The sequence below is a fragment of the Bacillus sp. T17B1 genome, from assembly GCF_026796395.1.
GTDB lineage: Bacteria > Bacillota > Bacilli > Bacillales > Bacillaceae > Bacillus > Bacillus spizizenii_A.
In genome coordinates this window covers 91,923-112,648 of the sequence record NZ_JALAYA010000019.1, presented here as the reverse complement: position 1 = coordinate 112,648, position 20,726 = coordinate 91,923, and the positions used below count along the sequence as shown (strand labels likewise).

Annotated in this window: 27 protein-coding genes, 1 tRNA gene and 1 riboswitch; of the genes, 19 read left to right on the top strand and 9 right to left on the bottom strand. The window is 41.9% G+C overall.

The genetic code is table 11. From position 1 onward, the window contains the following. Positions 1 to 315: an MTH1187 family thiamine-binding protein gene (locus MOF34_RS10285; RefSeq protein ID WP_019714973.1), complete on the top strand. Its 315-nt coding sequence runs from the start codon at positions 1 to 3 to the stop codon at positions 313 to 315. Between the two features lie 32 nt (positions 316 to 347). On the opposite strand, the gene MOF34_RS10280 is transcribed toward MOF34_RS10285, so the two are convergent. Beyond that, entirely contained in the window at positions 348 to 521 is a 174-nt protein-coding gene (locus MOF34_RS10280) for a DUF2759 domain-containing protein (RefSeq protein ID WP_014114408.1), read from the bottom strand. Between the two features lie 156 nt (positions 522 to 677). On the opposite strand from MOF34_RS10280, the gene MOF34_RS10275 reads away from it, so the two are divergent. After that, positions 678 to 1,313 carry an MBL fold metallo-hydrolase gene (locus MOF34_RS10275; protein ID WP_019714972.1) on the top strand — a complete coding sequence of 212 codons (636 nt, stop codon included), beginning with the start codon at positions 678 to 680 and terminating at the stop codon, positions 1,311 to 1,313. 47 nt (positions 1,314 to 1,360) lie between these two features. On the opposite strand, the gene MOF34_RS10270 is transcribed toward MOF34_RS10275, so the two are convergent. Further along, positions 1,361 to 1,603: a DUF2626 domain-containing protein gene (locus MOF34_RS10270; protein ID WP_019714971.1), complete on the bottom strand. Its 243-nt coding sequence runs from the start codon at positions 1,601 to 1,603 to the stop codon at positions 1,361 to 1,363. A gap of 232 nt (positions 1,604 to 1,835) precedes the next feature. Between MOF34_RS10270 and mgsR the strand changes: the two genes are divergently transcribed. Next, a complete protein-coding gene (gene mgsR, locus MOF34_RS10265) occupies positions 1,836 to 2,213 on the top strand; it encodes a transcriptional regulator MgsR (RefSeq protein ID WP_019714970.1) in 378 nt (125 codons plus the stop codon). A 65-nt stretch (positions 2,214 to 2,278) separates the two neighbouring features. On the opposite strand, the gene MOF34_RS10260 is transcribed toward mgsR, so the two are convergent. Next, a tRNA-Gln gene (locus tag MOF34_RS10260) sits at positions 2,279 to 2,349 on the bottom strand. Between the two features lie 88 nt (positions 2,350 to 2,437). Between MOF34_RS10260 and MOF34_RS10255 the strand changes: the two genes are divergently transcribed. Then, the gene (locus MOF34_RS10255) at positions 2,438 to 3,277 is read left to right on the top strand and encodes an STAS domain-containing protein (protein ID WP_019714969.1); all 840 of its coding nucleotides are present in this window, start codon (positions 2,438 to 2,440) and stop codon (positions 3,275 to 3,277) included. A gap of 50 nt (positions 3,278 to 3,327) precedes the next feature. On the opposite strand, the gene MOF34_RS10250 is transcribed toward MOF34_RS10255, so the two are convergent. Next, on the bottom strand, positions 3,328 to 4,656 hold the full coding sequence (locus MOF34_RS10250) for a hemolysin family protein (RefSeq protein ID WP_268400090.1): 1,329 nt from the start codon (positions 4,654 to 4,656) through the stop codon (positions 3,328 to 3,330). 142 nt (positions 4,657 to 4,798) lie between these two features. On the opposite strand from MOF34_RS10250, the gene MOF34_RS10245 reads away from it, so the two are divergent. The 9 genes from MOF34_RS10245 (at position 4,799) to MOF34_RS10205 (ending at position 10,231) form a co-directional block, all read left to right on the top strand. Then, positions 4,799 to 5,752 (top strand): magnesium transporter CorA family protein, encoded by a 954-nt coding sequence (locus MOF34_RS10245; protein ID WP_268400089.1) that lies wholly within the window; start codon positions 4,799 to 4,801, stop codon positions 5,750 to 5,752. A gap of 287 nt (positions 5,753 to 6,039) precedes the next feature. Beyond that, positions 6,040 to 7,110 carry a competence protein ComGA gene (comGA, locus tag MOF34_RS10240; RefSeq protein WP_268400088.1) on the top strand — a complete coding sequence of 357 codons (1,071 nt, stop codon included), beginning with the start codon at positions 6,040 to 6,042 and terminating at the stop codon, positions 7,108 to 7,110. Continuing rightward, positions 7,097 to 8,134 (top strand): competence type IV pilus assembly protein ComGB, encoded by a 1,038-nt coding sequence (comGB, locus tag MOF34_RS10235; protein ID WP_268400087.1) that lies wholly within the window; start codon positions 7,097 to 7,099, stop codon positions 8,132 to 8,134. The genes comGA and comGB overlap by 14 nt, the downstream gene beginning before the upstream one ends. Positions 8,135 to 8,147: 13 nt before the next feature. After that, positions 8,148 to 8,444 carry a comG operon protein ComGC gene (gene comGC / locus MOF34_RS10230; protein ID WP_268400086.1) on the top strand — a complete coding sequence of 99 codons (297 nt, stop codon included), beginning with the start codon at positions 8,148 to 8,150 and terminating at the stop codon, positions 8,442 to 8,444. Beyond that, on the top strand, positions 8,434 to 8,865 hold the full coding sequence (gene comGD / locus MOF34_RS10225; RefSeq protein WP_268400085.1) for a competence type IV pilus minor pilin ComGD: 432 nt from the start codon (positions 8,434 to 8,436) through the stop codon (positions 8,863 to 8,865). Before comGC ends, comGD begins: the two co-directional genes overlap by 11 nt. Next, a complete protein-coding gene (comGE, locus tag MOF34_RS10220) occupies positions 8,849 to 9,196 on the top strand; it encodes a competence type IV pilus minor pilin ComGE (RefSeq protein WP_268400084.1) in 348 nt (115 codons plus the stop codon). The genes comGD and comGE overlap by 17 nt, the downstream gene beginning before the upstream one ends. Positions 9,197 to 9,221: 25 nt before the next feature. Beyond that, the gene (gene comGF, locus MOF34_RS10215; protein ID WP_268400083.1) at positions 9,222 to 9,605 is read left to right on the top strand and encodes a competence type IV pilus minor pilin ComGF; all 384 of its coding nucleotides are present in this window, start codon (positions 9,222 to 9,224) and stop codon (positions 9,603 to 9,605) included. Further along, entirely contained in the window at positions 9,606 to 9,980 is a 375-nt protein-coding gene (comGG, locus tag MOF34_RS10210) for a competence type IV pilus minor pilin ComGG (protein ID WP_268400082.1), read from the top strand. 71 nt (positions 9,981 to 10,051) lie between these two features. Continuing rightward, positions 10,052 to 10,231 (top strand): YqzE family protein, encoded by a 180-nt coding sequence (locus tag MOF34_RS10205; protein WP_003226330.1) that lies wholly within the window; start codon positions 10,052 to 10,054, stop codon positions 10,229 to 10,231. A 41-nt stretch (positions 10,232 to 10,272) separates the two neighbouring features. On the opposite strand, the gene MOF34_RS10200 is transcribed toward MOF34_RS10205, so the two are convergent. Beyond that, entirely contained in the window at positions 10,273 to 10,599 is a 327-nt protein-coding gene (locus MOF34_RS10200) for a YqzG/YhdC family protein (RefSeq protein ID WP_019714959.1), read from the bottom strand. A gap of 257 nt (positions 10,600 to 10,856) precedes the next feature. On the opposite strand from MOF34_RS10200, the gene tapA reads away from it, so the two are divergent. The 3 genes from tapA (at position 10,857) to tasA (ending at position 13,023) form a co-directional block, all read left to right on the top strand. Further along, on the top strand, positions 10,857 to 11,618 hold the full coding sequence (gene tapA, locus MOF34_RS10195) for an amyloid fiber anchoring/assembly protein TapA (protein WP_268400081.1): 762 nt from the start codon (positions 10,857 to 10,859) through the stop codon (positions 11,616 to 11,618). Continuing rightward, positions 11,590 to 12,174 (top strand): signal peptidase I SipW, encoded by a 585-nt coding sequence (sipW, locus tag MOF34_RS10190; protein ID WP_268400080.1) that lies wholly within the window; start codon positions 11,590 to 11,592, stop codon positions 12,172 to 12,174. The genes tapA and sipW overlap by 29 nt, the downstream gene beginning before the upstream one ends. A gap of 63 nt (positions 12,175 to 12,237) precedes the next feature. Next, positions 12,238 to 13,023 carry a biofilm matrix protein TasA gene (gene tasA, locus MOF34_RS10185; RefSeq protein ID WP_019714956.1) on the top strand — a complete coding sequence of 262 codons (786 nt, stop codon included), beginning with the start codon at positions 12,238 to 12,240 and terminating at the stop codon, positions 13,021 to 13,023. Between the two features lie 91 nt (positions 13,024 to 13,114). Here the strand turns inward: tasA and sinR are convergent, their stop codons facing one another. From sinR to MOF34_RS10165, 4 genes are all read right to left on the bottom strand, one after another. Then, positions 13,115 to 13,450: a transcriptional regulator SinR gene (gene sinR, locus MOF34_RS10180; protein ID WP_019714955.1), complete on the bottom strand. Its 336-nt coding sequence runs from the start codon at positions 13,448 to 13,450 to the stop codon at positions 13,115 to 13,117. 33 nt (positions 13,451 to 13,483) lie between these two features. Then, positions 13,484 to 13,657: an anti-repressor SinI gene (sinI, locus tag MOF34_RS10175; protein WP_019714954.1), complete on the bottom strand. Its 174-nt coding sequence runs from the start codon at positions 13,655 to 13,657 to the stop codon at positions 13,484 to 13,486. A 182-nt stretch (positions 13,658 to 13,839) separates the two neighbouring features. After that, positions 13,840 to 14,634 carry a YqhG family protein gene (locus MOF34_RS10170; RefSeq protein WP_019714953.1) on the bottom strand — a complete coding sequence of 265 codons (795 nt, stop codon included), beginning with the start codon at positions 14,632 to 14,634 and terminating at the stop codon, positions 13,840 to 13,842. Positions 14,635 to 14,654: 20 nt separating this feature from the next. Next, a complete protein-coding gene (locus MOF34_RS10165) occupies positions 14,655 to 16,328 on the bottom strand; it encodes an SNF2-related protein (protein ID WP_268400079.1) in 1,674 nt (557 codons plus the stop codon). Between the two features lie 167 nt (positions 16,329 to 16,495). Continuing rightward, positions 16,496 to 16,597: riboswitch (glycine riboswitch) on the top strand. Positions 16,598 to 16,768: 171 nt separating this feature from the next. Between MOF34_RS10165 and gcvT the strand changes: the two genes are divergently transcribed. Genes gcvT through gcvPB form a run of 3 tightly spaced genes read left to right on the top strand, consistent with a single transcriptional unit; the run spans position 16,769 to position 20,691 of the window. After that, entirely contained in the window at positions 16,769 to 17,857 is a 1,089-nt protein-coding gene (gene gcvT, locus MOF34_RS10160; protein ID WP_268400078.1) for a glycine cleavage system aminomethyltransferase GcvT, read from the top strand. Between the two features lie 28 nt (positions 17,858 to 17,885). After that, entirely contained in the window at positions 17,886 to 19,232 is a 1,347-nt protein-coding gene (gcvPA, locus tag MOF34_RS10155) for an aminomethyl-transferring glycine dehydrogenase subunit GcvPA (RefSeq protein ID WP_268400077.1), read from the top strand. After that, the gene (gene gcvPB, locus MOF34_RS10150) at positions 19,225 to 20,691 is read left to right on the top strand and encodes an aminomethyl-transferring glycine dehydrogenase subunit GcvPB (protein WP_268400076.1); all 1,467 of its coding nucleotides are present in this window, start codon (positions 19,225 to 19,227) and stop codon (positions 20,689 to 20,691) included. The genes gcvPA and gcvPB overlap by 8 nt, the downstream gene beginning before the upstream one ends. Positions 20,692 to 20,726 lie beyond the last annotated feature (35 nt).

The following is a 20,726-nucleotide window of genomic DNA, read 5'->3' as shown; positions in this document are numbered from 1 at the left end:
ATGGCTATCGCAGATGTGACTATTATCCCAATTGGTACGGAAACACCTAGTGTAAGTGCTTACGTGGCCGATGTGCAAAAGATTTTAGAAGAGTATAAAGCTGAAGGGAAAATCAAATATCAGCTGACACCGATGAATACGCTGATCGAGGGAGAACTCAGTGACCTTTTCACAGTCATACAGGCCATTCACGAAGCGCCGTTTCAAAAAGGGCTGCACAGAGTGGCAACGAACATCCGCATCGATGATAGGCGTGACAAAAAAACGACGCTTGAAAGTAAAATAGAAAGTGTCAATAAACATTTACAGCAATAAAAAATAAACCTGTATCCGATCGGATACAGGTTTTAATGTGCAGTTGGATAGCCGCTGTTTATCACGGTCATCACGGTAAACCAGCCAAAGACAAATAAGGTGGCTCCGGCCAATAAAAATCCAAGTATATTTCTATTTTTAACAGAACGCAAGACTCCCCATAAAGCGAAAAGAGCGACAAGGCCGAAAATCACAACAAGTAACATTACGCAGCCCCCTTTTACATTGAAAAACCTGCAATTCTTTCCATTTTTATTCTACCTGTTTTTTATAGGTTTGTCGATAGCGTTTTCATTGCGATTGATTGAATCTTTTTGAAAAAACCCTCATAATAGGAACATAAAAAGAAAGAGGTGATATAAGTGAAATGGAGACGAATGCCAGTGGGGCCGATTCAAGCGAACGCATATTTTCTCATCAATGATGATCAATGCCTGATTTTTGATCCGGGCGGCGAAGGAAATAAAATCAATCAATACATAAAAGAAAAAGGGCTGACGCCTTTAGCCATTTTGCTGACACATGCCCATTTTGACCATATAGGGGCACTTGATGAAGTGAGAGAAAAATGGGATATTCCTGTTTACCTGCATCAGAATGAAAAGAATTGGCTTACGGATGCCTCTTTAAACGGCTCAGGCATGCTGCGAGGGATAGAAGTTACTGCTAAGCCTGCAGATCATCTGATTGAAGGAGACGGTGAGTTGAATATCGGACCGTTTCATATAGAAACATTATTTACGCCGGGACATTCGCCAGGCAGTGTTTCTTACTACGTGAAGGATGCAGACTTGGTGATCTCCGGTGATGTCCTGTTTCAAGGCGGCATAGGGCGTACTGATTTAATTGGCGGCGATCAAGAGACGCTGCTGACGTCCATTCATGAAAAACTGCTAACGCTGCCGGAGCACACGCTGGTGTTAAGCGGCCATGGTCCTGAAACAGACGTGCAGACAGAGCAGGATCAAAATCCGTTTTTAAATGGGTTTTCATTGTAATAATTGTGAAAAAGAGACAAACCAATAAGGTTTGTCTCTTTTTCAATTTAATGGCCGCCGCCGGGCATCATGATAAAAATCGAGTAATATGTAAAGCCGGCGAAGAAAATCGTTAAATATGCTCCGAAAATATAAATATACATGCGTTCGGTTAAGTTCAAATACGATAGAAATACAAATAAGATCGTCTGTCCAAAAAATAAAAGGGAAGCATCTTTCATATCACCTAAATAAAACATGACTGCAAAAATTCCCGTCCAAAATCCTAACACCCGGAACATGCGATTCATTTTTATCCCCTCCCGAGAGTCCCTCTGACTGTTATTATAATAGATCACACCTATAAATGTAAACATTTTCATTATTGATATACAAATGGAATTTATTCCTTTGATTGTGTTTTCTATTATATGAATGATCTTTTAAAATTAATCCGAAAAAAGTTTCTGTAAATGGTTTAAACGAAAAATGATCCGGGTAGTTATTCTACAAAGAGATGGTTAACTGAGGAGGAAAATACAAATGGAACAATTAATTTTTTATTCATATCCAAGCTGCACGTCATGCCGAAAAACAAAACATTGGCTTAAGGCGCATCAAATTGAATTTAACGAACGGCACTTATTCAGAGAAACCCCGACAGTGGAAGAATTAAGGTACATCTTATCATTAACGACAGAAGGAATTGATGAAATTTTAGCGACAAGAAGCCAAACCTTCAAAAATTTAAACTTAAACATCGAAGAGATGACGGTAAATGAGGTGCTGGAACTTTTAGTCGAGAAGCCGAAGCTATTGCGACGTCCGATTCTTGTGGATAACAAAAAGCTGGTAATTGGTTATAATCCGGGAGAACTGTTGAAGTTATCGAAGAAGAAAACAGTTCATCAATCTGCATGATGAAAAACCGAAGATCCGCTGATTTATAAAATCAGCTTATCTTCGGTTTTTCACCTGTTCAGAAACTGGGCTAGCTGGATTCGAACCAACGATCACGGAGTCAAAGTCCATTGCCTTACCGCTTGGCTATAGCCCATTGAATGTAAACATAGTATGTGTAGAGGCAGACGGGTTATACATATGAAGCATATATTTTTTTAAAAAACAGGAGGTAGCTCATTAAAATGATAGCTCTTGATCAGCATGTAACAGAGCACAAAGAAGATATAATGAAACAATGGCTGGATACTTGCTCGTCAAAAAGAAGCTGGCTGCATACCGCTAAAGATCAGCAAAAATTAGAACAAAAGTTAAAAGTCCAGAACGAATCATTAGTGACCATCGTGGCGAAATCCCTTAGAAAAGCAGAAGACGTAAAGGATGAGCTCAATCGATGGTCTCTTCAATGCGCAAGAGACCGTGCCGTTCATGAAGTGACTGTAACTGAAAGTGTTGGGCAGTTTAACGCCTTCAGGCATATCATGTTTGAATGGATTCAGAAATTCAGCGAATCCTACTCTCAAGAAATCAGCATCCAGGACATTTGTGAGTGGAGCAAAATTTTGAATCAAACCATTGATGAGATCATCGAAGTGTTTACTGAAGAGTATTACCAGGTCACTATGATACAATTAAACGCGCAAAAAGAGATGATTAATGAATTGAGTGCGCCGATTATGCCGATATCTGAGGGGATAGGGATTCTTCCGCTGGTCGGTGAAATTGATACGTACAGAGCGAGGACAATTTTGGAGTCGGTGCTGCAGCAGTGCTCAGCGTTAAAGCTCTCGTATTTATTTTTAGATATTTCGGGCGTTCCCATCGTTGATACAATGGTGGCTTATCAAATTTTTAAAGTGATTGACAGCACCAAACTGCTCGGCATTGAGACAATTATTTCAGGAATTCGACCTGAAATTGCTCAAACTGTGGTGAAGCTGGGTCTGGATTTTTCGAATGTGAAAACCGAGCAAAGTCTTGCTAAAGCCCTGGCCAATAAGGGATTTAAGATAAAAGAGTGTTGATGACATTGTGATGGTCCTCTGGAAAAAGCAGCTGAACAGCCTCCCTCGGGCTATTCAGCTTTTTTTACTTCTATAAATAAAATGTGATGACTGTCGATGTCTTTTACCTTAAAAGAGTAGCCGCCATATACAATAACACTTTCAGGCTTGGCGTCTATGTTTTGTGTGAGAAACCAGCCGCCCAAGGTGTCCACTTCTGCGTCTGACAGGTCTGTTCCAAGCAAGTTATTTACATCGCTGATTAATAATTTAGCATTTAATAAGTAGTGATTCTTTCCGAGCTCGCGAATATGAGGCACTTCATCGGCATCAAATTCATCACGGATTTCTCCTACAATTTCTTCAATAATATCTTCGGCAGTGACCAAACCGGAAGTCCCGCCATATTCATCAATGAGGATTGCCATATGAGTGCGTTCCTTTTGCATTTTCAGCAGTAATTGATAAATCGGAATTGTCTCAATAACGTGGATAACAGGCTGAATGAAAGGTTCAATTTGCTGTTTTTTAAGTGAAAAATCTTTTGACAGCATTGAAAACAGCACTTCTTTCATATTAATTACGCCAATGACATTATCTTTATCCTCCCTGACAACTGGGTACCGTGTATATTTTGTTTGCTTCACTGTTTCCTGCAGATTTGGAATGGAGTCTTCATCAAGTGACAAACTGACCATTTCATTTCGCGGCACCATGATTTCCTTTGCCATTCGTTTATCAAAGGTAAAGATATTATTCATGTATTTTAATTCGCTTTTTCTGATTTCACCGCTTTTATAGCTTTCAGCCAAAAGAACCCGCAGTTCTTCCTCCGTATATGCCAACTCATGCTCCGATGCCGGCTTCAGTCCAAACGCCCCTGTAATCAACCGGGCTGAGTGGTTCAGCAGCCAAATGAATGGAAACATGATCTTATAAAACCAAATAAGCGGTTTGGCGAGCATCAATGTAATGCTTTCCGCTTTTTGAATGGCGAAACTCTTTGGCGCCAGCTCCCCGATGACGACGTTTAAATATGTCACCGTCAAAAAGGCGATGACGAGTGATAGAAGGTGGGTCAGCGATTCATTTAAGCCTGCTTTATGAAAAAGCGGCTTAAGCAGAGTTTGCACAGTCGGTTCCCCAAGCCAGCCCAGTCCTAAAGCTGCAACTGTGATGCCCAGCTGACAGGCTGATAAATATTCATCAAGGTGAGTGATGACGTGCTTTGCTGCTTTAGCACCTTTCTTTCCTTTTGCGACAAACTGATCAATTCTGGATCGCCGCACTTTTACGATTGAAAATTCTACGGCAACAAAAAATCCTGTTAACAAAATAAGAATAGCGACTGCTAGTAAATTGATAAATTCCAAAACAACTGCCTTCTCCAAGGAAGGCATGCACCTCCCTTTTCCAATGTCTTTCTACATTCCATACCACCGGAATTTGCTCACAAAACATGCGTTGGAGCGGCTGACTGGTTTAGTAGTGCCTTTCTTTGGGCATTAAAGAATAAAGAACAAAAGTTTGGAGGAGCTTGACATGAAGGCACATACGGGAAAGGAATGGTTTTGGTACCAAATGGGACCTCAGGAGAGAGATAAGGCAAGAGATCTGATCCATTTTTCTCACTGGCCTCAATGTGAAAAGTGGTTTGAAAATAACCATCATATTAATTTTTTGCGCGTAGACACGACTGAAACGGAAAATGAAGCGGTATTTGGCTCAATTGTATATGATCAGGGGCTGGATGAGGAAAAAGACCATACCGTTTTTCACTTTTATATAACCAGGCAATATTTTTTCACCATTAACTTTGATTTTTCAATTTTGAAGGAGATTAAGGGAAAACAAGTTGTCCAGCAAATGGAAAAAGCGGATAGTACCATGGAGGGATTTTTGATCCTTCTCGGCGAGTTAATGAATGCGTATCTAATCGGTTTAGATGAATTTGAAGTAAAGCTGAGAAAGCTCAGATGGCAAATCAAAGACGATAATAGCAAAAGCATTTTAAACCGTGTACATCGCCTGCACCATGAGCTGATGAGTTGGAAAAACTTAATCCTAGGCACTAAAAAAATTGAAATGGCATTGAAAGAAACCTTTTTGCCCCAAAATGAAAGTAAAAATGTTTATCAGCGGATACAACTTAAAATTGACAGGGGATTTACATACATCAGTGAATTTGAAGGGGAGCTTAATAGTCTGTTGCATTCAGAGGAAGTCATTACCTCTCACAGGGGAAATGAAATATTCAAAGCGCTGACCATTTTCACGACGCTCTTTACGCCGGTTACAGCACTCGGTGCCCTTTGGGGAATGAACTTTTCAGTGATGCCTGAGCTGAATTGGAAATACGGATATCTCTATTCTCTCTTATTGATTCTCACTTCCACGGTTCTGATCTACCTCTATTTGAAGAAGAAAGGGTGGACGGGAGATATGCTGCAGGAGCGGAAGAAGAAAAAGAAAACCCGAAAAAGGCGGACACTGTAGGATGTTCCATTTTTTGTTCAGCTGGTAAAGAATAAGAGTATTAAGTGAAATTTCTAAATCAGCATAGAAGGATGGAGTGAAGCAGGCATAGCAGGCATGATGATCATCATGCCTGCTTTTTTATTGGGAAAATAGCGAAATCAATGAGGTACATTCAGTTGAAATAATCTTTTCTGTCAGCAGGAATTGATTTTTCTGCATATAAAATCTCCAGAAATCACTTTTCCACGGTTTGATTACAGATTCTTCTTTTTTTACAATACGCATTGAAAGGAGAGGGATTTAAATTGGATTCAATAGAAAAGATAAGCAGGGCCTTGATTGAAGAGGCATATATAACAAAGGCTTCTGACATTCACATTGTACCGAGGGAGCGGGACGCCATCATTCATTTTCGGGTTGATCATGCCTTGCTGAAAAAAAGGCACATGAAAAAAGAAGAGTGCGTAAGGCTGATTTCACACTTTAAATTTCTCTCAGCGATGGACATAGGGGAAAGGCGGAAGCCGCAAAATGGTTCGCTTACGTTAAAGCTAGAAGAGGGACATGTTCATTTAAGAATGTCAACACTCCCCACAATTAATGAAGAAAGCCTCGTGATCAGAGTGATGCCTCAATACAATATCCCTTCGATCGATAAACTGTCATTATTTCCGAAGACGGGAGCCACTTTACTCTCATTTTTAAAACATTCGCATGGCATGCTCATTTTTACAGGGCCGACTGGCTCAGGGAAGACCACCACACTATACTCTCTCGTTCAATATGCAAAAAAACACTTTAATCGAAATATTGTCACACTGGAAGACCCTGTTGAAACAAGGGACGAGGATGTTCTTCAGGTGCAGGTGAATGAAAAGGCCGGTGTGACATATTCGGCAGGTCTGAAGGCTATTTTGCGCCATGATCCGGATATGATTATTTTAGGTGAGATCAGAGACGCGGAAACAGCTGAAATCGCAGTACGGGCAGCGATGACGGGGCATTTGGTGCTGACGAGCCTTCATACGAGAGATGCGAAGGGCGCGATTTACAGGCTGCTTGAATTCGGCATCAATATGAATGAAATCGAACAGACCGTCATTGCGGTAGCGGCTCAGCGCTTGGTTGATTTAGCTTGCCCGTTCTGTGAAAACGGATGTTCATCGGTGTATTGCCGCCAGTCGCGAAACGCCAGAAGAGCAAGCGTTTATGAGCTGCTTTACGGAAAAAACCTTCAGCAATGCATTCAAGAGGCAAAAGGAAATCATGCAAATTATCAATATCAAACGCTTCGGCAAATTATTAGAAAAGGGATTGCGCTTGGCTACTTGACGACAAACAATTATGACCGGTGGGTTTATCATGAAACAGATTAGAAAAACATGGCCTTTAAAGGATCAAGCTCAGTTATTGAAGCGGCTCGGTGAAATGACGGCGGGCGGGTATACACTTCTGGACGCCTTACGCCTGATGGAACTCCAGATGAACAAGAGGCAAGTGGCTGATTTGATTGACGCAGTCACTCGTTTGGGGGAAGGGGCGCCGTTTTATCAAGTGCTAAAAAGTTTGTCATTTCATAAGGAAGCTGTAGGCATTTGTTACTTTGCTGAAACGCATGGGGAACTGCCTGCATCCATGATACAAAGCGGAGAGCTGCTGAAACGAAAAATTGCACAGGCAGACCAGCTGAAAAGGGTGCTGAGATATCCGCTTTTCCTCATCTTTACGGTCGCTGCCATGTTTTATATGTTACAGTCCATCATCATTCCTCAGTTTTCCGGTATTTATCAATCGATGAATATGGAAACCACACGTTCAACTGACATACTTTTTGCTTTTTTTCAGCACGTTGATCTTTTAATTATTTTGGCAGCTCTTTTTGCAGCAGGTTTCGGGCTTTATTATTGGCTTGTGTTTAAGAAAAAATCACCTGTCCGGCAAATGCTTATTTGGGTAAGAATTCCTTTGGCCGGAAACCTTGTCAGGCTGTTTAACAGCTACTTTTTTTCCTTGCAGCTAAGCAGTCTTTTACAGTCGGGTCTTTCAATATATGACAGCCTTAACGCATTTAAACATCAAACGTTTCTCCCTTTCTACCGCTGCGAAGCTGAACAAGTGATTGAACGGCTAAAAGCTGGTGAATCACTAGAGACCGCTCTTAGCGGAAGCCCTTTTTATGAAGCTGATCTTTCAAAAGTCATATCTCACGGCCAGCTGAACGGCCGACTGGATCGGGAGCTTTTCACATACAGTCAGTTCATATTGCAGAGGCTGGAACTCAAGGCGCAAAAATGGACAGGAATCCTTCAGCCAATGATTTATGGATTTGTTGCTGCGATGATTTTAGTTGTGTATTTATCTATGCTCTTGCCTATGTATCAGATGATGAATCAAATGTGAAAGGAAGAGGCTGATGAATGAGAAAGGATTCACACTTGTTGAAATGTTGATTGTGCTCTTTATTATTTCAATCTTGCTTTTAATTACGATACCGAACGTCACGAAACATAATCAAACCATTCAAAAAAAGGGTTGTGAAGGCTTGCAAAACATGATTAAGGCACAAATGACTGCATTTGAGCTTGACCACGAAGGACAGACACCGAGCCTTTCAGATTTACAATCAGAGGGCTATGTGAAAAAGGATGCAGTTTGTCCAAATGGGAAGCGCATTATCATCAGTGGCGGAGAAGTCAAGGTTGAACATTAAAGTAAACAAGGAGAAGGGTTTTACCCTTCTAGAGAGTTTACTTGTGTTAACCCTCGCCTCTATCCTCTTGATTGCCGTATTTACTGCACTTCCCCCTGTTTATACCAATACTTCTGTTCGCCAGGCGGCATGGCAGCTGAAAAACGACATTATGCTTGCACAGCAGACTGCAATTTCCAGTCATCAAAGAACCAAAATTCTCTTTCAGAGAAAAGAATATCAATTAGTTATGGGTGATACGGTAATTGAACGGCCGTATGCCAAGGGACTTTCTATAGAACCGCAGACATTAAAAGACCGTTTGGAATTTAATGAGAAAGGGCACCCGAATGCAGGCGGAAAAATACGCATAAAAGGACATACTTCTTATGACATGACGATTTATTTAGGGAGCGGAAGAGTCAATGTGGAGAGAAAATAAAGGCTTTTCTACAATTGAAACAATGTCTGCACTAAGTTTATGGCTGTTTCTGCTGCTGACAGTTATCCCCATGTGGGACAAGCTGTTAGCTGATGAAAATATGGCGGAATCACGAGAAATTGGTTACCAGTTAGCGAATGAAAGCATTAGCAAATATATGATGACTGGTGAAGGAGCTGTGTTAAAAACAGTAACAAAGAACAATCATATTTATAAGCTGAAGTGGGAGGAGGAGGGGGAATATCAAAACGTATGCATATCAGCGGCAGCTTATAAAGAAAAAGCATTTTGCCTCACCATTCTGCGGACAGACTGGCTATACGCTTCTTAATGTATTATTTTCGCTCTCTGTATTCTTGCTCATATCTGGATCGTTAGCTATGCTCTTTCATCTGTTTTTGTCACAGCAGCAGGAACATGACGGTTTCACACAACAAGAATGGATGATTTCGATGGAACAGATGATGAACGAATGCAAGCAGTCACACGCAGTCAAGACAGCCGAGCATGGGAGCGTGTTGATCTGTACCAATCCTTCTGGGCAAGATATACGTTTTGAAATTTATCATTCAATGATAAGAAAAAGGGTAGATGGCAAAGGGCATGTTCCGATTCTAGATGATATAACAGCCATGAGAGCCGATATCAAAAATAATGTTATTTTCCTGGAAATAGAGAGTGAGCACCAAAAAGTGTATCAAACTGCTTTTCCGGTCTATTCGTATTTAGGAGGAGGATAAATGGACAGCACGAAAGGGTTTATTTATCCCGCTGTTCTTTTTGTGTCTACGCTAGTGCTGCTGATTGTGAACTTTACTGCGTCTCAATATATTTCACGCTGCATGTTTGAAAAGGAAACAAAAGAGTTTTACACAGGAGAGAATTTGCTTCAGAATGGCGCACTTCTGTCAATTCGGCATGTTCTAGAACAGCGGAAAGGCCAAAAGGATTCAAAGCAGTTTCCATATGGGCGGGTTTCTTATTGCATTCACGATACATCGATAAAAGAGCAAAAAGAAATCAACATAACAGCGTTGACGGAATCGGGAACAGAAAGAACTGCACAGATCGTATTTGATCAAAAACAGAAAAAACTGCTGAGCTGGACAGAATAAAGCAAAGCAAAGGGTATAAAAAAAGTCATGTGAGCCAACACTTCATAATAATTGAATGATGAGGTGATCACGTGAAAACGAATGATTATGTCAAATATATGACTCAGCAATTTGTCAAATATATAGATACTCCGAGAGATGAGCGAAAAGAACGAAAAGAGGTGCGTAAAGAAACAAAAACGCCCGCTTCACAGCATTGGTTCGGTATTTTACCCTATGGTTTCAGGCTATGGCTGAAACGAAAAAAATAACCGCAAATATAACAAATAAGGTCCTTCAAACATGGAGGACCTTATTGATATTCTTCTAATATGACAACTTTATTAACCTTTTGGCTATAGGGATCAAATGAAATCGTGACAAATACGCCGAATTCCTTTGATCCTTCCCTCAGGGTTAAATGGTATTGCTTTACTGCTTCATCTTTTCTTTTGCGGTCCCATACTTTCTGTTTGAACAGTACCTGTGCGAGCGGGTACCTTTTTTTTGCTTCTTTTACTGCAAGCTCTTCCCATTTGGACATCTGGCGGGCGGTCACAAGCGGTGCTTCTTCTGCGTGAGCGGCAGCGGTGCCGAGAACGAGAAGAGAAAGACAAATCACACATTGTTTGATCATCATGCTGTCACCCTTTCTTTGTTTATTATTGCCAAAACATATTTTGGTATGCGTTCAATTTTTCACATAATAATACCAAAAATTTCAAAAAGATGAGCAATACTGAGTAAGGCTTTGTAATATGACGAAATATTCTCTTAAACGAACAAAATGGTCAATTTTGGTGTTTTTCAATCGACTGAACGTTGATTATACTTTATTTATAATATTCTTTAAAAAGAACGATCGTTGATCAAGTGGTGTTTTACAGGAGGTAAGATATGTTTCGATTGTTTCGCAATCAGCAAAATGCGAAGACGGAAATGAAAGTTATACTTATTTTTCAGCTATCGGTCATTTTCAGTCTGACTGCCGCGATATGCTTACATTTTTCCAGTGATACAAGCGCTGCTTTTCATGATATTGAAACATTTGATATCTCGCTTCAAACGTGCACAGACTTTCAGCATACAGATAAAAACTGCCATTATGACAAAAGATGGGATCAAAGTGATTTGCACCTGACAAATCAAACGGATACGAAAGGCATTGTATGCTCACCTATTTCTCTGTTTGCTGAGATCGAAAATACAGGCAAGGAACTCAGGAAATCAAAGTGGAAGTGGGAGCTTCATAAGCTGGATAATGCCCGCAAACCGTTAAAGAATGGGAACGTCATTGAAAAAGGGTTTGTCTCGAAACAAATCGGCGTTTCACTTTATAAAATTGAGACGAAGAAAAAAATGAAACCCGGCATTTATGCATTTAAAGTATATAAACCGGCCGGGTACCCTGCAGACGGCAGTACATTTGAGTGGTCGGAGCCTATGACGCTTGCAAAGTGCGATGAAAAACCGACAGTCCCGAAAAAAGCAACGAAGCCGGCCGTCAAAAAGGAGAAGGAAACATCACAAAAGGATATACAAGAAAAATCAAATAAAGAAGGTCTATCCCAAGAAACTGTAGCAGAAGAAAAAGAAACTCAATCAGTTCAAAAGGAAAGCGGGGAAGAGGATGAAAAAAGCAACGAAGCTGATAAGTAATATTCTCTATGTGATCATCTTTACTCTCATTATTGTGCTGACACTTGTCGTGATTTCAACACGTTCATCCGGGGGAGAGCCGGCAGTGTTTGGATACACGCTGAAATCAGTTCTGTCAGGTTCGATGGAGCCGGAGTTCAATACAGGTTCTTTAATATTGGTCAAAGAAATCACTGATGTGAAGGAGCTCCAAAAGGGTGACGTCATTACATTTATGCAGGATGCAAATACGGCGGTCACCCACAGGATAATTGACAAAACGAAGCAAGGAGACCATTTGTTATTTAAAACAAAAGGTGACAATAACGCAGCAGCTGATTCAGCGCTAGTATCGGATGAAAATGTCCGCGCGCAATATACAGGTTTTCAGCTTCCATATGCCGGCTATATCCTTCATTATGCCAGTCAGCCGATCGGAACTGCTGTTTTACTGATTGTTCCCGGCGTGCTGCTGCTGGTGTACGCTTTTGTGACGATCAGCATGGCCATTAGAGAAATCGAAAGAAAGACTAAAGCCTTGGAAACAGATACAAAGGACAGCACCATGTCCACTTAACATCAGTTGTAAACCTGGCAACAGGTTTCGATATAATATCATTCAATAAAAGGGGAGTTTGCCATGGGTATGAAAAAGAAATTAAGTTTAGGTGTTGCATCTGCGGCACTAGGATTAGCTTTAGTTGGCGGAGGAACATGGGCAGCATTTAACGACATTAAATCAACGGATGCTACTTTCGCGTCAGGTACACTTGATTTATCTGCTAAAGAAAATTCAGCGAGTGTGAACCTGTCAAATCTAAAGCCGGGAGACAAATTGACGAAAGATTTCCAATTTGAAAATAACGGCTCACTTGCAATTAAAGAAGTATTAATGGCGCTGAATTACGGTGAATTTAAAGCAAATGGCGGCAGCAATACATCTGCAGAAGATTTTCTCAGCCAATTTGAAGTGACCTTATTGACAGTTGGAAAAGAGGGTGGCAATGGATATCCGAAAAATATTATTTTAGATGATGCCAATCTTAAGGATTTGTATTTAATGTCCGCTAAGAATGATGCAGCGGCCGCTGAAAAAATCAAAAAACACATCGACCCTAAATTCTTAAATGCAAGCGGTAAAGTCAATGTAGCAACAATTGACGGTAAAACAGCTCCTGAATATGATGGTATTCCAAAAACACCGACTGATTTCGACCAAGTTCAAATGGAAATCCAATTCAAGGATGACAAAACAAAAGATGAAAATGGGCTAATGGTCCAAAATAAATACCAAGGCAACTCCATTCAGCTTCAATTCTCGTTTGAAGCGACACAATGGAATGGTTTGACAATCAAAAAGGAACATACTGATAAAGACGGATACGTGCAAGAAAATGAAAGAGCGCACAGTGAGGATAGAAATTAATTACAGAAATAAAGAGACGGTCCAGTATGTCATATATTGGGCCGTCTCAATGTTTATTGACAAAAGAGGAGTTAGTGCCTCTGCTCAGGCACTACTCCTCTTTTTGGGATTTTCTCCATTTTTGATAATCTAAAAATTCACGAAATTGTTTTTTCGATACCCCGGATGTCATTGCATCGCGAACCAATTTCTCCCATTCACTATCTAATTGACCATCGTATTCGGTTTCATGTCTCTCATCGAGCAAAGTATGAACCGAGACGTCCAGAACAGCGGAGACTTTTTCGAGAAATTGAATGGAGGGGTTCGTTTGTAGATTTCGTTCTATTGAGCTTAAATAAGACTTCGCTACCCCAGCTTTTTCAGCTAGTTCCGATAGTGAGTAGCCTTTTTCTTTACGGTATTGTTTAATACGCTGGCCAATCAATGTCATCACCTTCCTTGTGATATTATAGCACATTCAGAAAGGATTTACGGTATGACTTCTGGCTGCCGGACCAGGATGAGCAGACTTTTTGTCTAAAAGTAAATATTTTCGTATTTCTTCCAAGCTGATATTTGCCTCTTTGGCTTCCATCATTAATTCAACCCATTCTTGATCTAATTCAAAGTGCTCTTGTTTTGCATTTTTCATGCAGTTCTCCTCCTAAAATACTTGTTTATGTATTTCAGCCAGTCCGGCCATGGCTCATTGTATGCTGCATTGGTCTCTGGAAGTTATTTGCTATAGTAATTGCCAGAATTTTTTTAAATGTACCTTTATTATAATCGCAATTTTTCAAAAAAAACGAGAACGATGTCGAATGGTAAAAAAAGTTAGACTGAAATATTGCTTTGCAGATAAAATAATCCGCCATTTTCAATTTCAACTGATATCTTTGGTTGATACAAGGCTTTCAGCGCCTGTTTCTCTAGATGATACTCTTCTGGTTTTTCTTCTATATGCTCATAAAACTTGTCAAGCAATGTCGTATCATTTTTCCATCTGTTTACCGCCTGTTCTGCCCAGTCTGACGGTTCCTGCATGGCGGATTTGGCAATGTAGTTTTCCATCCGCTTAAGGCCGCTTTCTGGTTTGATCATAGGCGATATGGTGAAGCAATAGTCACATATTTGAGATGTGAGTGGCAGCTGTGTCAGTTTAAAGTGAAAATCTTCAATTATGGTTCCAGAGACTAGGTGAAGACCTAGTGACAATAGTTTATCTTTTTTCATGTCGGACTGGTATGAAATCGTGACATTTATACCAAGCCAAGGCTGAAGTGAGACTTTAGCTCCGGCTGATTCAATTTTCTCATACATTCTGGTAAATCTCCCATTTTGTTTAACAGCTTTAAACATTTGAAAAAGGCGCGGCGCCCCAAAATAAATAAATTCGCCGTCTAGGTCTTTTGGGGCAGATTCTTTATCTGTAATAAAAGTGATTTTCATCGGATTCGGATCGCCGCCTGTCTTCTCGCGCCAGTGCCAGTAGAAAGGGCGGTTCATGATCTGTTTGTCCATTTCAACTGTAAGCTGCACTGTCATATAGCCTGAACCTTGATCGACAATTTGGCAGCTGTTTGCCTGAAAAAAACGAAGCAGAAACTCGTGAACCTCTTGCTGTCTCACTTATAAAACCTCCTTACAGGCTAAGATCCTCTTTTTTCAGCAGGATGCTGTTTTTTATAAGACAAAAATGAGGTTAAGTTATCCATTTTTAATTTCATTTCTTCTTCTGTTGCTGAATGGTACAAAATATCGTGCAGGTGCTCTTCAAAATTATTCACTTGAATTTTCGTTAAAATATCATCAAGTTCGCCGACAACTTTTTCAAACAAATGAATCTTTTCATATAGCAGCTTTAAAATATGCTCTTCCACCGTATGTTTTGTCGCCATGTTGTAAATGTGCACGTCACGCTCCTGCCCGAGCCTGTGAATTCTTCCGATTCTCTGCTCAAGACGCATTGGATTCCATGGCAGGTCATAGTTGATCATGTGATTGCAAAATTGCAGGTTGATCCCTTCGCCGCCTGCTTCAGTTGCAATCAGGACTTGGACTTTTCCGCGAAAAAGATCCTTCATCCAGTCCTTTTTCCCGCGTTTAAATCCGCCTCTAAACGGTACAGAGCTGATACCGTTTTGCTGAAGAAACCATTGCAGGTAAATCTGGGTGGCTCGGTACTCTGTGAAAATAATGACTTTATCATCTATCTTTTTAATCAGGTCAACCACTTGAAGCGCTTTAGAGTTTTGTGTCACTTGATTGATGCGGTCTATTAAAACCGAAATGGTATGTTCATCAATGGCCGGTGCTTGCTTCTCTTTTTGGTCAAGCATTTTTTTCAGCGTCATGTACACAGCTTCCCTGCTCGAACAGCATTCTCTTTGCAGGGTCATAATAGAGAACATGCTGGCTGGCTTATTGATGACTTCCTTCAGGCTGGAAATTTCATCGTAAAGCGCCTGCTCTGATGGAGAAAATTCAATTGGCACTGTTTCAACATGGCGCTGTTTCCAATTCAGCCCGGTATCATGCCGCCTGTTGCGGATCATGACTTTATTCACAAGATCTTTTAAATGCTCATGAGCTTCTAAACTGTTTTTCTTCTTGGCAAACTCTTCCTGGAAATGATTCTGACTGCCTAAATGGCCAGGCTTTAATAAGGACACCAAATTGAAAATTTCTTCGATACGGTTTTGAATTGGCGTCGCAGTAAGAAGCAGGCAATATTTTTTTACAAGATTCCGGACAAATTCATAGTTCTTCGTTTTACTATTTTTTAATTTGTGTGCCTCATCAATAATGACGAGATCATATGGGATTGACAGCACAATTTCACGGTGGGGCGATCGCTTTGCAGTGTCGATTGAAGAGACGACAATATCGCATTGCTCCCACACATAGCTTTTCTTTTGTTCAACAGCCGGGATCAAAAATTTTTCCTGAAGCTCTTTGACCCACTGAGACACAAGGGAAGCGGGCACAAGGATCAAAATCTTTTTGGCTAAACCGCGAATCATGTATTCTTTTAGAATCAGTCCGGCCTCAACCGTTTTCCCGAGACCCACCTCATCTGCTAAAATCGCTTTCCCGTTCATTTTTTCAACCACTTTTTGCGCTACCTCCAGCTGGTGGGGAAGCGGTGTAAAGGAAGGCAGGTATAAAGGGGCTCGTAAGCCTTCAAATTCAGGAATGGCTAATGTTTTCTGGATTTCTGCAGAGAGTTTGTACAGTTCCCAGTTCGCCCACGGGCCATCGTTTTTCAGTCTTTCAGCGAATGTTTCAGGCCATTTTGCATCGTAGATCATTTCTGGATTCATTGCTTTGAACCGCCTTTCTTATTCTTCGATTCTTAAAATGAATAATATAAGAAAAATCTGCCCAAATTGCTGTTGCCCAGCATATAGTGATGATGGTAGGATATGAGTATGTATTTGATGTAAGATTTTGCTATAGTATGTCCATAACAGCATGAAAATATGAGCGAATGACAGCAAGGGGAGAGACCTGACCGAAAACCTCGGGATACAGGCGCCGAAGGAGCAAACTGCGGAGTGAATCTCTCAGGCAAAAGAACTCTTGCTCGACGCAACTCTGGAGAGTGTTTGCGCGGATGCGCAAGCCACCAAAGGGGACGTCTTTGCGAACGCAAAGTAAACTTTCAGGTGCCAGGACAGAGAACCTTCATTTTACATGAGGTGTTTCTCTGTCCTTTTTTGTATGTTTTTTAGCCGCGCCGTTGAAAAAGGGGAGGAATTCGATGCTGAAAAGAACGCCGTTATTTGAACTGTATAAGGAGTATGGAGGGAAAACGATTGATTTCGGGGGCTGGGAGCTTCCTGTTCAATTTTCTTCTATAAAAAAGGAACACGAGGCTGTCCGAACTGCGGCCGGACTGTTTGATGTATCTCATATGGGAGAAATCGAAGTGTCAGGAGCCGATAGTCTGTCTTTTTTGCAAAGGCTTATGACAAATGATGTTGCCTCATTATCGGCAGGCCGTGCGCAATATACGGCGATGTGCTATCCAGATGGCGGAACCGTCGATGATTTACTTGTCTATCAAAAGGGAGAGAACCGCTACCTGCTGGTCGTTAATGCGTCTAATATAGATAAAGACCTGGCTTGGATGAAAGAACATGCAGCTGGTGATGTGCAGATTGACGATCTGTCAGATCAAATTGCGCTCTTGGCTGTACAGGGGCCGAAAGCAGAAACTATCTTAAAAAATCTGACAGCTACAGATGTGTCTGCATTAAAGCCGTTTGGGTTTATTGACAACGCTCATATCAGCGGCTGCAAAGCACTTATTTCGCGCACCGGCTATACGGGTGAGGACGGGTTTGAAATTTACTGCCGCTCTGTTGATGCTGTTCATATTTGGAAACAAGTCATTGATGCAGGGGAAGTATACGGACTGGTTCCATGCGGTCTCGGCGCACGTGATACGCTCCGGTTTGAAGCGAAGCTCCCGCTCTACGGCCAGGAGCTGACCCGGGATATTACACCGATTGAAGCAGGTATTGGCTTTGCCGTAAAGCACAAAAAGGAATCTGATTTTTTCGGCAAGTCAGTATTGAGTGAACAGAAAGAAAACGGAGTGAAGCGAAAGCTTGTCGGACTCGAAATGACCGAAAAAGGGATACCGCGGCACGGATATGAAGTGTTCCATAATGGCAAGTCTGTCGGAAAGGTGACAACCGGCACGCAGTCGCCGACATTAGGAAAAAACGTCGGTCTTGCCCTAATTGCTGCAGAAGTGAGTGAAATCGGAACAGTTGTAGAGGTGGAGATTCGTAAAAAATTAGTGAAAGCAAAGGTTGTCAAAACACCATTTTATAAACGCTAATATTTTTTCTTGGGGAGAGGGTCAACACATGAAGCACCGTTATTTGCCTGCAACAGAAGAGGATAAACAGGAAATGCTTGCCACTATCGGCGTAAGCGGCATTGATGAATTATTTGCTGATATACCGGAAAATGTCAGATATAAAAAAGAGTATCAAATCAAACAAGCGAAATCAGAAACGGAATTAACAAGAGAACTGACAAAGCTGGCTTCTAAAAATCGTGATACGGTACAACACGCGTCTTTCTTAGGAGCAGGTGTATATGATCACTACCAGCCTGTCATTGTAGATCATGTCATTTCACGCTCTGAGTTTTATACGGCGTATACTCCTTATCAGCCGGAAATTTCACAGGGGGAGCTTCAGGCTATTTTTGAATTCCAAACGATGATTTCTGAACTGACAGGAATGGATATTGCCAACTCCTCTATGTATGATGGCGGAACAGCCTTGGCGGAAGCCGCAATGCTTGCTTCAGGCCACACGAAAAAGAAAAAAATCGTTGTGTCAAAAACCGTGCATCCCGAATCGAGAGAAGTGTTGAAAACGTACGCAAAAGGTCAGTATATTGAAGTCGTTGAAGTTCCCGCTGCAGATGGCGTTACCGATCTGGATGCTTTGCGCCAGACCGTTTGCGAGGACACCGCCGCCGTAATCGTTCAGTACCCGAATTTTTTTGGCCGGGTCGAACCGTTACAGGATATTGAGCCTATCGCTCATCAAGGGATATCTATGTTTATTGTGTCAGCCAACCCGCTTGCGTTAGGTCTCCTCACTCCACCGGGCAAGTTTCAGTCTGATATCGTCGTCGGTGATGCGCAGCCTTTTGGCATTCCTTCAGCATACGGAGGCCCGCATTGCGGCTTTTTTGCCGCCATCAAAAAATTAATGAGAAAGGTGCCGGGCCGCCTCGTCGGACAAACGGAAGACGAAAACGGAAAAAGGGGCTTTGTCCTTACTTTACAAGCTAGGGAACAGCATATCCGACGGGATAAAGCGACATCAAATATATGCTCAAACCAGGCTTTAAATGCGCTGGCAGCTTCTGTCGCCATGACTGCTTTCGGAAAAAACGGCGTAAAAGAAATCGCCCGCCAAAATCTTTTAAAAGCCAACTATGCAAAGCAAGAAGCAAAAAAAGCAGGCCTTGCCGTTATGTTTGACGGACCGATGTTTAATGAGTTTGTCATCAGATTGGATGAACCGGTGAAAGCTGTGAACCAGCGTTTGCTGGCAAAAGGCATCATCGGCGGATATGATCTTGGGCTGACGTATCCGGAGTTGGACTGTCATATGCTGATTGCTGTTACGGAGCTGAGAACAAAAGACGAAATCGACGCACTCATTCAGGAATTGGGGGATCACCATGAATAATCAGGATCAGGCACTTATTTTTGAGCTTTCCAGAGAAGGCCGTATCGGCTACAGTCTGCCGGAACTCGATGTACCGGAAATCGAATTGGAGGAGCTATTGTCAGACGACTATATTCGTGACGAGGACGCAGAGCTGCCGGAGGTGTCCGAGCTGGATATTATGCGCCATTATACAGCGCTGTCCAAACGTAATCACGGGGTGGATTCCGGCTTTTACCCGCTCGGTTCTTGCACAATGAAATACAATCCGAAAATAAATGAAAAAATCGCGCGAATTCCCGGTTTTGCTGCGATTCATCCTCTTCAGGATGAAGACACGGTGCAAGGCGCTTTAGAGCTTTTATATGATTTAAGCAAGCACCTTGAGGAAATAACGGGAATGGATGAGGTCACGCTTCAGCCCGCTGCCGGAGCGCATGGTGAATGGACAGGGCTGATGATGATCCGCGCCTATCATGAAGCGCGTGGGGATTTCAAGCGGACGAAGGTCATTGTTCCTGATTCCGCGCACGGGACGAATCCTGCTTCAGCGACAGTAGCAGGCTTTGAAACGGTTACGGTGAAATCAAATGAAAATGGGCTTGTCGATCTAGAGGATTTAAAAAGAGCAGTGAATGAAGAAACTGCTGCTCTTATGCTGACGAATCCGAACACGCTCGGTTTGTTTGAGGAACAGATCACCGAGATGGCGGAAATTGTTCACCAAGCGGGGGGGAAACTGTACTATGACGGCGCTAATTTAAATGCGGTTTTAAGCAAAGCGAGACCAGGAGACATGGGATTTGACGTGGTGCACCTCAATCTGCATAAAACATTCACTGGCCCTCATGGCGGCGGCGGTCCCGGCTCAGGCCCTGTCGGCGTAAAGAAAGATTTGATTCCTTATTTGCCAAAACCAGTTTTAATCAAAAAGGAAGGGCACTTTACATTTGATTTTGACCGCCCTCACTCGATCGGCCGCGTGAAGCCGTATTACGGCAACTTCGGCATCAATGTCAGAGCGTATACGTATATCCGCTCCATGGGGCCTGACGGATTAAAGGCCGTTACTGAGAACGCAGTGTTAAACGCGAATTATATGATGAGAAAGCTCGCGCCTTATTATGATCTTCCGTTTGACCGTCATTGCAAGCATGAATTTGTATTGTCAGGAAAGCGTCAGAAAAAGCTAGGAGTGCGTACACTAGATATTGCAAAACGGCTGCTCGATTTTGGCTATCATCCGCCTACGATTTATTTCCCGCTTAATGTTGAAGAATGTATTATGATTGAGCCGACAGAGACGGAATCAAAGGAAACACTGGATGCGTTTATCGACGCTATGATTCAAATTGCAAAGGAAGCGGAGGAGAATCCGGAACTCGTCCAGGAGGCGCCGCATACGACGATTGTAAAAAGAATGGATGAAACAAAAGCGGCGAGGCAACCGGTGCTCAGGTACGAGAAGGAAGAGAGATAAATAAAAACAGCTGTCTATGACAGACAGCTGTTTTG

What these genes read in the sequence shown, in the direction of transcription:
- MOF34_RS10285 (WP_019714973.1), top strand. Translation starts at nt 1, where the DNA reads ATGGCTATCGCAGATGTGACTATTATCCCAATTGGTACGGAAACACCT.
- MOF34_RS10280 (WP_014114408.1), bottom strand. Translation starts at nt 521, where the DNA reads ATGTTACTTGTTGTGATTTTCGGCCTTGTCGCTCTTTTCGCTTTATGG.
- MOF34_RS10270 (WP_019714971.1), bottom strand. Translation starts at nt 1,603, where the DNA reads ATGAATCGCATGTTCCGGGTGTTAGGATTTTGGACGGGAATTTTTGCA.
- mgsR (WP_019714970.1), top strand. Translation starts at nt 1,836, where the DNA reads ATGGAACAATTAATTTTTTATTCATATCCAAGCTGCACGTCATGCCGA.
- MOF34_RS10255 (WP_019714969.1), top strand. Translation starts at nt 2,438, where the DNA reads ATGATAGCTCTTGATCAGCATGTAACAGAGCACAAAGAAGATATAATG.
- MOF34_RS10250 (WP_268400090.1), bottom strand. Translation starts at nt 4,656, where the DNA reads ATGCCTTCCTTGGAGAAGGCAGTTGTTTTGGAATTTATCAATTTACTA.
- MOF34_RS10245 (WP_268400089.1), top strand. Translation starts at nt 4,799, where the DNA reads ATGAAGGCACATACGGGAAAGGAATGGTTTTGGTACCAAATGGGACCT.
- comGB (WP_268400087.1), top strand. Translation starts at nt 7,097, where the DNA reads ATGAAACAGATTAGAAAAACATGGCCTTTAAAGGATCAAGCTCAGTTA.
- comGC (WP_268400086.1), top strand. Translation starts at nt 8,148, where the DNA reads ATGAATGAGAAAGGATTCACACTTGTTGAAATGTTGATTGTGCTCTTT.
- comGE (WP_268400084.1), top strand. Translation starts at nt 8,849, where the DNA reads ATGTGGAGAGAAAATAAAGGCTTTTCTACAATTGAAACAATGTCTGCA.
- comGG (WP_268400082.1), top strand. Translation starts at nt 9,606, where the DNA reads ATGGACAGCACGAAAGGGTTTATTTATCCCGCTGTTCTTTTTGTGTCT.
- MOF34_RS10200 (WP_019714959.1), bottom strand. Translation starts at nt 10,599, where the DNA reads ATGATGATCAAACAATGTGTGATTTGTCTTTCTCTTCTCGTTCTCGGC.
- tapA (WP_268400081.1), top strand. Translation starts at nt 10,857, where the DNA reads ATGTTTCGATTGTTTCGCAATCAGCAAAATGCGAAGACGGAAATGAAA.
- sipW (WP_268400080.1), top strand. Translation starts at nt 11,590, where the DNA reads ATGAAAAAAGCAACGAAGCTGATAAGTAATATTCTCTATGTGATCATC.
- tasA (WP_019714956.1), top strand. Translation starts at nt 12,238, where the DNA reads ATGGGTATGAAAAAGAAATTAAGTTTAGGTGTTGCATCTGCGGCACTA.
- sinI (WP_019714954.1), bottom strand. Translation starts at nt 13,657, where the DNA reads ATGAAAAATGCAAAACAAGAGCACTTTGAATTAGATCAAGAATGGGTT.
- MOF34_RS10165 (WP_268400079.1), bottom strand. Translation starts at nt 16,328, where the DNA reads ATGAATCCAGAAATGATCTACGATGCAAAATGGCCTGAAACATTCGCT.
- gcvT (WP_268400078.1), top strand. Translation starts at nt 16,769, where the DNA reads ATGCTGAAAAGAACGCCGTTATTTGAACTGTATAAGGAGTATGGAGGG.
- gcvPA (WP_268400077.1), top strand. Translation starts at nt 17,886, where the DNA reads ATGAAGCACCGTTATTTGCCTGCAACAGAAGAGGATAAACAGGAAATG.
- gcvPB (WP_268400076.1), top strand. Translation starts at nt 19,225, where the DNA reads ATGAATAATCAGGATCAGGCACTTATTTTTGAGCTTTCCAGAGAAGGC.